The 14,528-nt window shown below is 58.8% G+C and carries 13 protein-coding genes; 7 read left to right on the top strand and 6 right to left on the bottom strand.

Annotated elements, in window-relative coordinates:
• Positions 1-24 precede the first annotated feature (24 nt).
• The 6 genes from B5V00_RS14045 to lipB form a co-directional block, all read right to left on the bottom strand.
• Positions 25-768 carry a hypothetical protein gene (locus B5V00_RS14045; RefSeq protein WP_085011449.1) on the bottom strand — a complete coding sequence of 248 codons (744 nt, stop codon included), beginning with the start codon at positions 766-768 and terminating at the stop codon, positions 25-27.
• Between the two features lie 26 nt (positions 769-794).
• Positions 795-1,178 carry a glycine cleavage system protein GcvH gene (gcvH, locus tag B5V00_RS14040; RefSeq protein WP_085011448.1) on the bottom strand — a complete coding sequence of 128 codons (384 nt, stop codon included), beginning with the start codon at positions 1,176-1,178 and terminating at the stop codon, positions 795-797.
• Between the two features lie 63 nt (positions 1,179-1,241).
• Positions 1,242-2,330, bottom strand: a complete 1,089-nt coding sequence (gene gcvT, locus B5V00_RS14035) for a glycine cleavage system aminomethyltransferase GcvT (protein ID WP_085011447.1) — start codon at positions 2,328-2,330, stop codon at positions 1,242-1,244.
• A gap of 27 nt (positions 2,331-2,357) precedes the next feature.
• Positions 2,358-3,752, bottom strand: a complete 1,395-nt coding sequence (lpdA, locus tag B5V00_RS14030; protein ID WP_085011480.1) for a dihydrolipoyl dehydrogenase — start codon at positions 3,750-3,752, stop codon at positions 2,358-2,360.
• A gap of 375 nt (positions 3,753-4,127) precedes the next feature.
• Positions 4,128-5,711 (bottom strand): sigma 54-interacting transcriptional regulator, encoded by a 1,584-nt coding sequence (locus tag B5V00_RS14025; RefSeq protein WP_085011446.1) that lies wholly within the window; start codon positions 5,709-5,711, stop codon positions 4,128-4,130.
• Between the two features lie 91 nt (positions 5,712-5,802).
• Positions 5,803-6,447: a lipoyl(octanoyl) transferase LipB gene (gene lipB, locus B5V00_RS14020; protein ID WP_085011445.1), complete on the bottom strand. Its 645-nt coding sequence runs from the start codon at positions 6,445-6,447 to the stop codon at positions 5,803-5,805.
• 399 nt (positions 6,448-6,846) lie between these two features.
• On the opposite strand from lipB, the gene B5V00_RS14015 reads away from it, so the two are divergent.
• From B5V00_RS14015 to B5V00_RS13990, 7 genes are all read left to right on the top strand, one after another.
• The gene (locus B5V00_RS14015) at positions 6,847-8,421 is read left to right on the top strand and encodes a sigma-54 interaction domain-containing protein (RefSeq protein ID WP_085011444.1); all 1,575 of its coding nucleotides are present in this window, start codon (positions 6,847-6,849) and stop codon (positions 8,419-8,421) included.
• A gap of 142 nt (positions 8,422-8,563) precedes the next feature.
• On the top strand, positions 8,564-8,788 hold the full coding sequence (locus B5V00_RS17025) for a hypothetical protein (protein WP_139800788.1): 225 nt from the start codon (positions 8,564-8,566) through the stop codon (positions 8,786-8,788).
• Positions 8,789-8,861: 73 nt separating this feature from the next.
• Positions 8,862-10,001, top strand: a complete 1,140-nt coding sequence (gene ald, locus B5V00_RS14010) for an alanine dehydrogenase (protein ID WP_085011443.1) — start codon at positions 8,862-8,864, stop codon at positions 9,999-10,001.
• Between the two features lie 63 nt (positions 10,002-10,064).
• Positions 10,065-11,441, top strand: a complete 1,377-nt coding sequence (locus tag B5V00_RS14005) for an alanine/glycine:cation symporter family protein (RefSeq protein ID WP_085011442.1) — start codon at positions 10,065-10,067, stop codon at positions 11,439-11,441.
• A gap of 118 nt (positions 11,442-11,559) precedes the next feature.
• Positions 11,560-12,711 (top strand): alanine racemase, encoded by a 1,152-nt coding sequence (gene alr / locus B5V00_RS14000; RefSeq protein WP_085011441.1) that lies wholly within the window; start codon positions 11,560-11,562, stop codon positions 12,709-12,711.
• Between the two features lie 102 nt (positions 12,712-12,813).
• Positions 12,814-13,389 (top strand): 5-formyltetrahydrofolate cyclo-ligase, encoded by a 576-nt coding sequence (locus B5V00_RS13995; protein ID WP_085011440.1) that lies wholly within the window; start codon positions 12,814-12,816, stop codon positions 13,387-13,389.
• A 66-nt stretch (positions 13,390-13,455) separates the two neighbouring features.
• Positions 13,456-14,346 (top strand): radical SAM protein, encoded by an 891-nt coding sequence (locus B5V00_RS13990; protein WP_085011439.1) that lies wholly within the window; start codon positions 13,456-13,458, stop codon positions 14,344-14,346.
• Positions 14,347-14,528: the final 182 nt, after the last annotated feature.

The following is a 14,528-nucleotide window of genomic DNA, read 5'->3' as shown; positions in this document are numbered from 1 at the left end:
TCCTCAATAGGCTGTTCAGTACCGTTACAGGGCCATCTTCTGCGGCCCGGGATACATCAGTTGTTTGCGGGGACGCTGCCAGACCGGGGCACTGTTGTGGGCTTCGATGCGGTCGGCTATCACCTGCGCCCGTTGTGACGGTTCCAGCGCCCGGTAGCTGCCGAAGCGTGCCGTCGGCTGCTGGTTCTGCATCGCGCAGCTGCCGTCGACACTGGCCAGCGGCAGGGCGGTGAAGATGTCGGGCGCCATCATCCCGGTTCCGTGCAGTTTGCACGGCGGTCTGCCGTCCTGGTCACAGATGATATCCAGAATAGCCGCCATGCGGCTCCACCAGCCACTGGTTCCCGGTGTTGACCAGGCCCGGGCGTTGCTGCCCAGGGCCACCAGCGGATACTGCTCGGCGAGCCGCAGCAAACGCTGCGGATCTTCATGCAGATGGTAGATGGGGACCCCGCAGATCTTCTTTGGCCAGGCCCGCAGCAGGGCATCGTTGTCGGCTTCATCGCCGGCATCGGGGATCAGAGCCCAGTCGAACCCGGGATGGCGGTGCCATTCTTCGCACCAGCGGATATACTCTTCCGGGTTCAGGGCGGCGCCGTGTTGACTGCGCTCCGCGCAACCATGATCCAGAATGACCGAACGGCGGACCTCGAAGGCGAGGGGGGCTTCCTCGGGACAGGAGAAGGGAAGCAGGGCGTGTCGCTGATGCAGAAAGCGGGCGATGTTTTGGCCTTTTTCTGCGAGTGGTAGCCGGTGATAGTGCCGCATCGATTCCTCCCTTCTCCCTTCGACCGTTATTGTTCGGCGATGCAGGCGCGATAGGCTTCGGCATCCATCAGTTCGCCGTCTGCGGGACTGTCGGCAAGTTTGATTTTTACCAGCCAGCCATCTTCGTAGGGGGAGCTGTTGATCTGGTCAGGGGTGTCCGGAAGTTCTTCGTTGATGCTCACCACCTCACCCGCTACCGGGGCGTAGATATCGGAGACCGCTTTCACCGATTCCACCACACCGAAGGTCTGTCCGGTGCTCAGGGTGGTGCCGATTTCCGGCAGTTCGACGAAAACCACATCACCGAGAGCCTGCTGGGCGAAATCACTGATGCCGACGGTGGCGATGCCGTCTTCGATTCGTACCCATTCATGATCTTTGGAATATTTCAGTTCGTTGCGGATGTCCATGGTCTGTTCTCCTTGAAAAGGTTGCTGTGGTTTTCGGTCGTCGGAGGCGATTGAAGTTGTTTTTCAGACAAAGGGGGTTTTGACGATTTCGGCGGCCACCTGGCGATTGCGGATGCCGATGCTCACCTCGGTGCCGATGCTATGGTGCCCGGTGGAGATAAGCGCCAGGGCAATCCCGACCCGCAGTGACGGAGACATGGTGCCGCTGGTGACGATGCCGACCTCCTGGTCGCCGATAAAGACCGGGTAGTGTTCCCGCGGTACGCCCGGCTCGGTCATGCGCAGGCCGACCAGTCGTCGGGGAACACCGGCATTTTTCATCTGGCAGAGCGGTTCCTTGCCGATGAAGGAGGGTTTGTCGAGCTTGGTAATCCAGGCGATTCCGCCCTCAAGGGGGGTGATCTGGGACGAGAGTTCATGGCCGTAGAGGGCGTATTTCTTCTCCAGTCGCAGGGTGTCGCGGGCACCGAGGCCGATGGGTAGCAGCCCCTCGGGAGCCCCTGCTTCCATCAGGGCCTGCCAGATGGTTTCGGCCTGTTCGGGGGCGAAATAGAGTTCAAAGCCGGCCTCTCCGGTGTAGCCGGTGCGGGAGATAATGGTGGCGGCGCCCGCCACCTCGCCTTCGGCAAAACGGTAGTATTCAATGGCTTCGAGATCGGTATCGGTGAGCTTGGCCAGAATAGCGTCGGCGCGCGGACCCTGCAGCGCCAGCTGGGCAAAAGAATCGCTGCGGTTGGTCAGGCTGACATCGGTGTATTCCCCGTTGTTCAGCACCTCCTGCATCCATGCGAAGTCTTTTTCGATGTTGGAGGCGTTGACGCAGAACAGGTAATGGTCGGCGGCAAAACGGTAGAGGGTCAGGTCATCGACCACGCCGCCGTTTTTGTAGCACATGGCCGAGTATTGAACCTGACCATCGCTCAGTTTCGAGGCATCGTTGGTGGTCAGTTGCTGGATGTAGGCGAGGGCGTCGGCACCTCGTACTTCGATTTCTCCCATGTGGGAGACATCGAACAGGCCGGCAGCAGTGCGGACGGCAAGATGTTCGGCTATGACACCGGAATACTGTACCGGCATGTCCCAGCCGCCGAAATCGACCATACGGGCGCCCAGTTGCCGGTGAATTTTGTTCAGGGGAGTTGTTTTCAACATGGTTCCTCTCTTGGTAAGGGGTGGTTCTCAGATGTGAATCGCTTTTTCAAAAGCCGCGAGCACTGATTCGTGCATCATCTCGGAAAGGGTCGGGTGAGCGAAAATGGTGTGGCTCAATTCCTGCTCGCCGGCTTCGAGGTTGAGGGCGATGCCGAAACCCTGGAGCATTTCCGTAACCTCGGCGCCGATCATGTGGGCACCCAGCAGTCTGCCGCTGTCGGCATCGAAGACGGTTTTGATCAGTCCCTCGGTTTCGCCGAGAGCAATGGCCTTGCCGTTGGCGGTAAAAGGGAATTTGCCGACCCGGACAGGCCCGCGTTCCCTGGCCTGGGCTTCGGTCAGCCCGACGTTGGCGACTTGGGGGTGACTGTAGGTGCAGTAAGGGATCTGCTCTCTCTTCAGCGGACGGACGGTTTTGACTCCGGCGATCTTCTCGACACAGATGACCCCCTCGTGACTGGCCTTGTGAGCCAGGCAGGGAGCGCCGGTGACATCGCCGATGGCGTAGATTCCCGGTTCGTCGGTCTGCAACCACTGGTTGACCCTGATGACACCTCTTTCAACCTGCACCTTGGTGTTTTCAAGCCCCAGGTTTTCAACATTGCCAACCACGCCGATGGCCAGCAGGACCCGGTCGAAGCTGAACTGTTCAGTTTCTCCTTGGCTGTTGATGCCGACCGTGACAGCATCGGGTTGCCGGTCGATGGTCTGGACACGGCAGTCGGTGCGGATGGCGATTCCCTTGCGCTGCAGTTCCCTGGTCAGCAGGGTTGAAATCTCCGTGTCGCCGGCCGGCAGAATCTGTGACAAGGCTTCAACCACGGTGACCTCGGTGCCGAGGTCATTGTAAAAGCTGGCGAATTCAAGGCCGATGGCACCGGCGCCGATCACCAGCAGGCGCTGCGGAATCTGGTCCGGGGTCATGGCTTCTTTGTAGGTCCAGACCTGTTGGCCGTCGGACTCAAGCCCGCCCGGTTGCAACGGACGGGCCCCGGTGGCGAGGATGATGTGACGGCCGCGAAGTTCGCGACTCTGCCCCTCTTTTTCCACCTGCAACAGGCCGGGAGCAGCAATGGTTCCGGTTCCCTCGATGAGAGTGACGGCGTTTTTTTTCAGCAGGAAACCGACGCCCTTCTGCAGCCGACTGGCGATACGGCGTGAGCGTTTGACCACTTCGTTCAGGTCGACGCTGATATCAGCTGCTTTCAAACCATAACGGCGGGCGTTTTTCAGGGTCCGGAAGGCTTCGGCGGAACGCAGCAGCGCCTTGGTCGGGATGCAGCCCCAGTTCAGGCAGATACCGCCCAGATGCTCAGCTTCGACAAGGGCGGTTTTGAGTCCCAGTTGGGAGCCGCGGATGGCGGCGACGTAGCCGCCGGGGCCGCCGCCAACAACAATCAGATCAAATTTCTGCTCATGCACCATTCTGCTCCTGTTGATTCATTCGAACCGATATCAGTGGCGGTTCGGCGTTGCTTTGCTGCTGTTCTGCGCCTCTTTGAGCAAGGCCTTTGCCAAGCCGGGGGGGATATCGTTCAGTCGTAGCCGTGAGGGATTGTCCGGGAGAAATAAAACAGCGTTAAAGCCTGAAAAAGAAACAACTTTGCAACACCGCCGGGGAGGAGATATTTTTTTCCACCGGACGTTGCGGAGGGGCGGAGTTGGCTTCGGGGGCGGGGAGAGATGGTGCTGCAGGTGGAACGATATCATTCCACTTATTTCATGTTAATGGTTTAACTTATTGAAACTCTTGTTGAATTCAGACCAGTGGAACGAAATTGATCCAATGGAACGATATCAATCCAGATCGGGGCCGTATTTCTTCAGTCGGTTGATCAGGGCCGTGTGGGTGATGCCGAGGAAACGGGCTGCCTGACGCTTGCTGCGGGTCTGTTTCAGGGCGGCGGAAATATAGTGTTTCTCCCAGCGCTCGATCAGGGTCGGCAAGGGCGTGGTTGCCAATTCTCCGGTATCGATTTCCGGGGTGCCCTGAATCGCCCGCCCGACCTCCTTCCCCAGCAGGATATATTCGCTTTCGATGCGTGGGGAGTCGCTCAGAATGGCGGCCCTTTCAATGACGTTTTTCAGCTCTCGGATATTGCCCGGCCAGGGATAGCGGAGCAGTTTCTCCATCGCCTCAGGCGCCAGGGACTGCCAGTTCTTCTCCAGGCGCGAGTTGAGGTGGAAGAGGAAATGCTCGACCAGAAGCGAGATATCTTCCTGTCGTTCCCGCAGTGGCGGGGCGTAGATCGGAAAGACGCAGATGCGATAGTAAAGGTCTTCGCGGAAGAGTTTTTTTTCCACCATCTCCGCCAGATTTTTGTTGGTGGCGGTGATGATGCGGGCGTTGACCGGAATCTCCTTGCTGCCGCCGATGCGACGGACCTTTTTCTCCTGCAGGACGCGCAGCATCTTGGCCTGCAGCGGCAGGGGCATCTCGGCAATTTCGTCGAGAAACAGGGTGCCTTTTCCGGCCACTTCGAAGAGCCCGGCTTTGCCATCTTTCTGGGCTCCGGAAAAGGCTCCGCCGACATAGCCGAACAGTTCGCTTTCGAGCAGGTTCTCCGGCAGTGCCGCGCAGTTGATGGGCACAAAGGGACCGTTGCGGCCGCTCTCGGTATGAATGGCGCTGGCGAAGAGTTCTTTGCCGGTGCCGCTTTCACCATAGATGGACACCACCGCATCGGTGCGGGCAATTTTCTGCGCGAAGGTGATGGCCTCGGTGAGGGCCGGACTGCGCCCGATCATGTCGCTGAAGCTGAACTGTCCGGAGGGCGCGACGACGGTGGAGAGTTCTTTCAACTCTTCCATGTCTTTCATTATTTCCACCGCGCCGACAATGCGCCCGGCGGCATCCCGGATCGGTTTGCCGGTGGCGAGAAACTGAAAGCGTCCCCCGGGGGCAATCAGGTTTTTTTTGACGTTGGTGAAGGATTCACCCGTCAGGCATTTTTCCAGGCGCTGATCGGCCTGATCCAGCTCTCTGATGTTGGTGCCGGTCACTTCGCGGCCGTCACAGCCGAGGATATGTTTGGCCACCCGGTTGATGATGGCGACATTTCCCTGGCTGTCAATGCCGAGAATGCCGTCGCCAATGCTGTCGAGGGCCACCTGCAGCCGTTTGGCCCGTTCTTCCTGGGGAAGAGTTTCAATGGTGGACACCTCCTTCAGGTCGGCAAGGGTTCGCAGTTGGTCGAGAAAAAATTCCCAGTCGGTGTCCTGTGACCCCTCGGCGTCGAGGTAGATGATGGCCTGGTCGGCGCGCACATCCATCTCGAAGAAGGCGATGTTGACCCCCTGCCGGGAAAGCAGGGAGGCGACATCGGCGGCGATTCCGACCCGGTCGGTAAAGATGAGCTGTAGTTTGAGATTGGACTTCATGGACTAAGCTTTCTGTCTCCTGGCGGCGACGTCTTGAGTCGTACTCTCCCGGTGATTGAATTGCCGCGGCGGGATCTGACCCGGTGGCTCATCAATCCCAGTTCCGCCGACTGCTGATAGTGTTGTACCCCAGTTTTCTACTGAGCTGTTCAGCCAGTCGCGCCGCGACCTCCGACTGTTTGACGGGGCCGACCAGTTCTTTGAGCTGGGTCATCTGCAGCCCCTGGTAGCCACAGGGATTGATGCGGGCAAAGGGTTCCAGGTCCATGTCGAGATTCAGCGCCAGACCATGAAAGCTGCAGCCGTGTTGAATCCGCAGTCCCAGTGAGGCAATCTTGGCTGTGCCGACATAGACCCCCGGGGCACCGGGGCGGGTGTCGGCAGCCACGCCATAGTCGGCCAGCAAGGCGATGAGCGCCTTTTCGATGGCCGTCACCAGGGTGCGGACCGTCAGTCGCCGCCGTTTCAGGTCGATCATCAGGTAGGCCACCAGCTGGCCGGGGCCATGGTAGGTCACCAGCCCGCCGCGGTCGACTGAGACGACGGGAATCGTGCCGGGGGCGAGAAGATGCTCGGTTTTGCCGGCCCGCCCCAGGGTAAAAACCGGTGGGTGTTCCAGCAGCCAGATCTCGTCGCAGGTCGGGGCCTCTCGTTCGTTGGTGAAGGACTGCATGCGTTGCCAGACCGGCAGGTAGGGCTGGAGACCGAGGTGGCGGATTATCAGCTGTTGGTTCATCGTCTGCGGGTCATGGTTTTCGGTACGGGAGCTGTTTTCAGTCGAGCTGTACGGTCCGAGGGTAAATCAAAACCGCTCCCGGTGGTTAATGAAATTATCGGGTGTACGTTTGCTGACGGCAGGCGGCCGGGTTGCTTGCTGATGGTTCAAGACAGCAAAGGGTGTGCCAGCAGCGGGTCCGCAGGTGGGAAATCAGCGGCCGACAGGGCGTCAAGGCCTTGGCAGCGGTATTGCCTCCGTTTTTCAGAATCGGTGGCTGCGGTTTTTCAGGGACCATGATGTCCGGGTTATTATAGTGAAAAACAGTTCGCGTCGGGGTCCGGTCATTGACAATGGCCCGGGGAGACTGCATGCTCCCCTTTTTTGCCGGCCACCTGGCTGCAAAACAGGAGTCGCGTCATGTCGACAAGCGTCAAGTTAAAGTTGAATTTCATCGATCGGGTCGGAATTGTTGCCGATATTGCTTCGCTCATGACCCGGCAGTCAGTCAATATAGTTTCCATGGAGGTCGAGGTGGAGGGTCGTCACACCACCGTCTACCTTGAGGCGGAAACCGCCCGGTCCATTGACTGGGAACTCTTCAATCGAGAGCTGCAGACCATTTCCGGGCTGAGGGAGAAATCCAGCATTCAGACCCTGCCGCAGGAAAAGCGGGAAAAACAGCTGCAGGTGGTGTTGAACAATATCAATAACGGCATTCTGGGGGTCGATGATCAGGGCAAGGTGGTGATTATCAATAAGGTGGCCGAAAATATCCTCGGTTGCGACGCCCGAGCGGCCACCGGCAAGACGATTCGCGAATTGAATCTGGCGGATCAGAGTCTGCTGGAATGTCTGCAGGGGAAAAGCTTCAGCAATCGCAAGCGCAACCTGATTGCCGACCATGGCCGGTTTCGCTACCTGGCCACCGGCAAGCCGATTTACAATGCCTCGCAGCGCATTGTCGGGGCCATAGAAATCATGAAGGAGATGCAGGAGGTCAAGGAGCTCTCCAATGCGGTGGCGCTGCCATCCGAGTTCAGCTTCAGTGATATGATCGGGGAAAGTCCGGCGCTGATGAAGGCCATTCTGTTTGCGCAGAAGATTGCCGATACCGATGCGGTGGTTTCAATCCACGGTGAAAGCGGTACCGGCAAGGAGCTTTTTGCCAATGCCATTCACACCGAGAGCGGTCGTCGGGGGCCTTTTGTCGCTCTCAATTGTGCCGCCCTGCCGGAGGCGCTGCTGGAGAGTGAGCTGTTCGGATATGTTGGCGGAGCTTTTTCGGGGGCGCTTCGGGAAGGGAAGGCGGGGCTGTTTGAGAACGCAAAAGACGGCACTCTCTTTCTCGACGAAATTGCCGAGATGCCTCTGTCGCTGCAGGCCAAAATGCTGCGCGTCCTGCAGGAAAAAAAGGTTCGCCGGGTCGGCGGCAGCGGCGAACTGCCGATCAACGTCCGCATTATTACCGCCACCAACAGAGATCTCGGCCGGATGGTGGAGGAAAAAAACTTCCGTGAAGATCTCTACTACCGGATCTGTGTCTTCCCTATCCATATCCCGCCGTTGCGGGAGAGGCGGGAAGATATCCGCCCCCTGGTCGATTCCTTCCTCTTTCACCTCAATGCGCGTCTCGGTCGCAACCTGCGCAACCTCTCGCTGCAGGCCATGGAAAAGCTCTGTAGCTACTCCTGGCCCGGTAATGTCCGTGAATTGAGAAATGTGATCGAACGGGCTGCGATCCTCAGTCCCACTGAGACCATTGAGGCCGACTCCATTTTTCTCGGTGCCGACTTTAATCGACCTGCCGGGGATGTCGCCCGGTCGTTGCCGGGCAGCCCGGAAGAGAGATCGCTGGCGACCCTGGTCAGTCGTTACGAACAACAGATTCTGACCCGTACCCTGCAGCAGACCCGCAGCAAGCGGCAGGCTGCAAGGCTGCTGGGCATCTCCCATACCACCCTGCTCAACAAACTTAAGAAGTACCGCCTCTAAGTGTTGCAGAAGTGCTGGCAACGGTCGTCGCTGAGGTCGGTGGAACGAAATCGAACCGCTGGAAGCAGATCGTTCCAGGCGGGTGTTTTCCTTGTGATTCCGGAGTGTTGGAAAAATACGTTCTCCTTGGTGGAAAGTTTTCGTGCCATTCCTGCCGCTGTTGCTGTGTTGCCCCTCGGCTTTGCACTGCTCCGGATCCGCCTGTTTGGGGATATTGGAAAAAATAATTTCTTTTTTTTCAATCACCAAAACCACGTTCTTTTCAGGTGATGTCGCTGGTTTGTCTCCCTTTTTACTCCTTGCCGCAGAACCCTCAGCCATTCATCGCAACCTCTTTGGCAAGCCCCTTGCTCTTTCCGCCGACTGAATAAAACACCGTTAGCGTGACAGTGCCTGGTGGCAGCTAAATCATTCACGAGATGAAAAGAAAGGTTGCGGAAATGATCGTAGGAATTCTGAAAGAAATCAAGATTGAGGAAAACCGGGTCTGCATGACCCCGGCCGGTGTCGAAGTGATGCGGGGGCGTGGTCATGAGGTGCTGGTTGAGACCGACGCCGGGGTCGGCAGCGGCTTCGGTAATGATGCCTATCTGGATGCCGGCGCCGAGATTGTTGCCAGTGCCGAAGAGATTTATGCCCGTGCCGACATGGTCATGCATGTCAAGGAGCCGCAGCCCTCGGAGTACCCGCTGATTCGCACCGGACAGATCGTTTTCACCTATTTTCACTTCGCCGCCTCGGAGCAGTTGACCCGGGCGTTTATGGAAACCGGAGCGGTGGCGGTCGCATATGAAACCATTGTCGGCAAGGACAACAGTCTGCCGCTGTTGACGCCGATGAGTGAGGTTGCCGGGCGGATGGCTGCTCAGCAGGCGGCCAAGTATGTAGAGCGTGCCCAGGGCGGCCGCGGCATTCTGCTCGGTGGTGTTCCCGGAGTGCAGCCGGCAACGGTGCTGGTCATCGGCGGTGGTGTGGTCGGCACCCATGCCGCGCAGATGGCCTGTGGCCTCGGGGCCAAGGTTTACCTGCTCGATACCAGTCTTGAGCGCCTGCGTCACCTGTCTGAAGTGATGCCCAAAAACTGCTTTCCAATGATGTCTTCACCGGCGGTCATTCGCGAACTCGCCCGGGAAGCGGATGTTGTGATCGGGGCGGTGCTGGTCCATGGAGCCAAGGCTCCGAAGCTGATCACCCGGGAGATGCTGGCGACCATGAAGCGGGGCGCGGTTCTGGTTGATGTCGCCATCGACCAGGGCGGCTGCTTTGAGACCTCACGGCCCACCACGCATACCGAGCCGACCTTTGTGGTTGACGGAGTGCTGCACTACTGCGTTGCCAACATGCCCGGCGCTGTTCCTCTGACGTCCACCGTGGCCTTGACCAACGCCACTCTTCCCTACGCAGTGGAAATTGCCGACAAGGGTTGGCACCAGGCCGCCCGGGACAATGACGGCATCAGGGCAGGACTCAACATTGTCGCCGGTCAGGTAGTCTACCAGGGGGTCGCCGAAGCATTCGGGATTGACTGCCTTCCCGTCGAAGAGCTGATTTCCACTGACGTTGCTCGGGCCTGCGCCTGAAGCTGAGGATGACTGTCAGTCGATTTTCATTGCGGATAAGCAAACCATCAAAAGGAGTGGAGCATGGAAGGCGTTATTAATTTTATCAATTTCATCGATGGCTGGGTCTGGGGCCTGCCGCTGATTATCCTGCTGGTCGGCACCGGTCTTTACCTGACCATCGCTCTGCGCGGCATTCAGTTCAGCAAGTTGGGTCATTCCCTCTATCTCGGCCTGATTAAACGGAAGGAAGAGGATGCCGGCCCGGGGGATATCTCTCACTTTCAGGCACTGATGACCGCCCTCTCGGCAACGGTCGGAACCGGCAACATCGCCGGGGTCGCCACCGCCATCGCCATCGGTGGTCCCGGGGCTTTGTTCTGGATGTGGGTGACCGGACTGGTCGGCATGGCCACCAAGTACGCCGAGGCGGTACTGGCGGTCAAATACCGGGTCAAGGATGAGTTGGGCAACATGTGCGGGGGCCCCATGTATTACATCGAGCATGGCCTTGGTTGGAAATGGCTGGCCAGTGCCTTCGCTCTGTTCGCAGCGGTTGCCGCCTTCGGCATCGGCAACATGGTTCAGTCGAATTCGGTCGCCGCCTCGGTGGAAGCGACCTTTCATATCCCGGGTCCGATTACCGGCATCATTCTCGCCATCGCCACCGGTGCCGTGCTTATCGGTGGTATCAAAAGTATCGGCCGGGTCACCGGCGTACTGGTGCCGCTGATGATCGTTTTCTACATGCTCGGTTCCATCGCCATCCTGATTCTGCACATGGATCTGATTCCCGGCGCCCTGGCGCTGGTATTCGAAAAGGCTTTCTCCGCGACTGCCGCCTCCGGCGGATTTGCCGGCGCCGGCGTCATGCTGGCCATCCGCATGGGGGTCGCCCGTGGCATCTTCTCCAACGAGTCCGGTCTCGGCAGTGCCCCGATTGCCGCTGCCGCCGCCAAGACCAAGCATCCGGTCACCCAGGCGTTGGTTTCCATGACCCAGACATTCATCGATACCCTGGTTGTCTGCACCATGACCGGCCTGGTGATTCTCATCTCCGGGGTCTGGGACAGTGGTAAAAACGGTGCAGAGTTGACCAGCGCGGCTTACTCCAATACCGCCCTCGGCAGTTTTGGCGGCCTGGTGGTCACGATCGGTCTGATCCTGTTTGCCTACTCAACAATCATCGGCTGGTCCTACTATGGTGAGAAGGCGATTGAGTATCTCTTTGGCGAGATGGCGATCAAGCCCTACCGCGTTCTCTGGGTGGTATTTGTCGCGGTCGGTGCCTTTCTCAAACTGGACCTGGTCTGGGCCCTGTCCGATTGTTTCAACGGCCTGATGGCCTTCCCCAACCTGATAGCGCTGATTATGCTCTCGCCGGTTATCATCAAGGAGACTCGCAACTACTTCAGTGGCGAAGGGGAGCCAGAGCGGGTCAGGGTTGACGGCGACCTGTAATCCTTTGGCAACAACATCTTTTGTCTCCCTGCGGTCCTCCCCGCAAGGTGGCTGCATGCAGCCCGGAGCGGACCCTCTCTCCCGCTCCGGGCTGCTCCTGTCTGAGAGGATCCGCGCCATGGAAGCACATTCCGTCTGGGCTGAAATCGATCTGCAGGCTATTGCCCACAATCTCGGCGAAATCCGGCGCCTGGTCGCCCCACAAACCGAAATCATGGCCGTGGTCAAGGCTGACGGCTATGGTCATGGTGCGCTGCAAGTGGCACGTACGGCTCTCGAGCATGGGGCGACCCGGCTGGCGGTCGCCAGGGGGGATGAGGCGCTGTCGCTGCGAGAGGCCGGTATCGATGCTCCGATTCTGGTGTTTGGTGGCGTCCCCGCTGGCCAACTCCAGCGCCTTATCGGCTACGATCTGACCTTCACCATCTTTTCCCGGACAATGGCTGAAACTCTCTCTGCGGCCGCCCTGCAGGCGGGTCGTGCCCTGTCGGTACACCTCAAGGTCGACACCGGCATGGGCAGGCTTGGTTTTAATCGGGACCCATTGGCTCTCGATGACAGGCCGGAGCGCCGGATACAGCGGGAGATCCTTGCCGTGGCGGCGATGCCCGGCCTGGAACTCGAGGGTATCTACACCCACTTCGCCTCCGCGGATGCCAGCGACAAGACTTTTGCCCACTGGCAGTTCCGGTTGTTTATGGAATTACTGGAAATGCTTTCCCGAGATGGTCTGCATTTTCCGCTGCGGCATGCCGCCAACAGTGCCGCCATCCTCGACCTGCCTGATGCCCATCTCGATCTGGTTCGGGCAGGAATCATGCTTTACGGACTCTCCCCCACCAGTGATCGGGGGCGGCCCGACATCGATTTACGTCCCGCCATGCAGTTCAAGACACGGATCTCCCAGATCAAGGAAGTCCCGGCCGGTTTTCCGGTCAGCTACGGTTCAAGTTACCGAACCATGCAATCCACGCGTCTTGCCACCGTCAGTGTCGGTTATGCTGACGGTCTCAACCGCCTGCTCTCCTCCCGTGTCAATATGCTGGTAAAGGGCGTCAGGGTCCCGGTGGTCGGGCGGATCTGTATGGATCAGTCGGTACTTGATGTCGGTGCGGTTCCCGGCGTCAGGTGTGGAGATGAGGTGGTTGTTTTCGGTCGTCAGGGGGCGGCGGAACTTCCGGTCGGTGAACTGGCAGCGTTGCTTGACACCATCAATTATGAAATCGTATCAACACTCACTGCACGCGTTCCGCGCATCTATCCCGGCTGACCTCAATCCATCCGTACCGTCTGGCGAAAAACCTGAAGAGTTGGGGCCGCAGGTCAGGGTTGAATGGAAGACGGATTCGGGATAGTTTCCAGAATGGGTTCTATGAAAAAGCAATTGCGCAAGAATGTTCTGCGGGAGCGCATGGAGTTGAATTCGCACGAGGTCGCCGCCCGCAGCAGGGCGGTCTGTGAACGCCTGTTGCAGATGCCCGAATTCTGTCGGGCGGAGACGGTAAAGTTTTTTATCAGTTTCCGTAATGAGGTCGCTACCGGAGATGTGATTCGGCAGGCTCTGGACTTTGGCAAAAGGGTGGTTGTGCCGGTCACCGATGTTGTCGGGCGTAAAATGGTCCCCTCCCGAATTGAACGCTATCCTCAGGACCTGCATCCCGGGGCTTTCGGGATTCTCGAGCCGGCCGCAGAAAAGGTTTGTCCCGTTTCGCCACGGGAAATTGATTTCGTCGCGGTGCCCGGCGTGGCTTTTGATCTTGCCGGGAATCGGTTAGGATATGGCGGTGGTTTTTATGACCGCTTTTTGCCGGGGCTGAAACCGGAGGCAACCCTGGTCGGCCTGGCTTTTGAATTGCAGATTAAAGAACATGTGTATCCTGAACTCCATGACTGCCCGGTCGATTGGATTATTACCGAGAAACGGTTGATCCGGTGCCTGGCCGATTAACACGGGGCTTTTGTTGGACTCCAGGAGTCAGGATGGAAAGACGCATGACCAGCAGGGGAAAAGAATATGCTCTGGTATTTCGATTATGTTGAACCGGTGTTCAGACCGCCGTCGGAGGCCCGCTCGCTGATCCTGCAGGCCACCATTGGCTGCAGTCAGAACGGCTGCACCTTCTGCGGCATGTACAAGATGAAACGTTTTCACTGCCGTCCGGTAGAAGACCTGGTGGCCGAGATGCGGAGCATCCCGCTGCCGCATCGGGCGCAGATCCAGCGGGTCTTTCTCGCCGACGGCGATGCCCTGGTCTATCCGCAGGACGGACTGCTGCAGATTCTCGACGCCCTGGCCGAACATTTTCCCGCCCTGACCCGGGTCGCCTGCTACGCCTCTCCCAACAGCCTCACCACCAAGACGGTGGACCAGTTGCGGCAGTTGCGCGCGAAGAAGCTGCGCATCCTCTATTTCGGGCTGGAAAGTGGAGATGACGCGACCCTGGAGCTGATCAACAAGAAATTCACCGCCGCGCGGATGCTGGAACTCTGCCGCCTGGCGCAGCAGGCCGGGATGAAGCTGTCGGTGACCGCCATTCTCGGCCTGGCCGGGACCGAGCGCTCGGCGGAACATGCCGCCGCCACCGCCGACTGGATCAATGCCCTGTCGCCGGAGTATTTTTCCCTGCTGACCATGTTTCGCCGCCACAACGACATCCATTTCGAGCGCATCAACCAGCTTAGCAACGGCCAGGTTCTCGAAGAGGCGCTGGCCATTGTCCGCCGCCTCAACCCGCAACGCACCATCCTGCGCTCCAACCACGTCTCCAACAGCCTCAACCTGGCGGGCAGTTACCCGAAGGATCGGCAACGGCTCATCGCCCAGGCCGAGGTGGCCCTGGAGCAGGCACGGCGGAGTCCGGAGTGGTTTGAGCTGGTGCCCGAATACGAAGAAACTCACTACTAGGGCGGCCGATATCCGCACATCTGCTACGTTGCTCGCGCCTTCAGTCGCTGCGGAGTAGCTGCCGCTACACCTCATGCTGCGAGGGCGGCCGATACGCACCCGTCTGCGGCGTTGCCCTCAGCCTTTAATCCTCGATGTAGCTGCCGCTACACCTGCGGTTTCAGTCTTCGCGCGCCTTGCAT

It is taken from the genome of Geothermobacter hydrogeniphilus, assembly GCF_002093115.1.
Lineage (GTDB): Bacteria > Desulfobacterota > Desulfuromonadia > Desulfuromonadales > Geothermobacteraceae > Geothermobacter_A > Geothermobacter_A hydrogeniphilus.
Note: the sequence above shows the minus strand (reverse complement) of the source record. Positions and strands in the feature narration are given on the sequence as shown.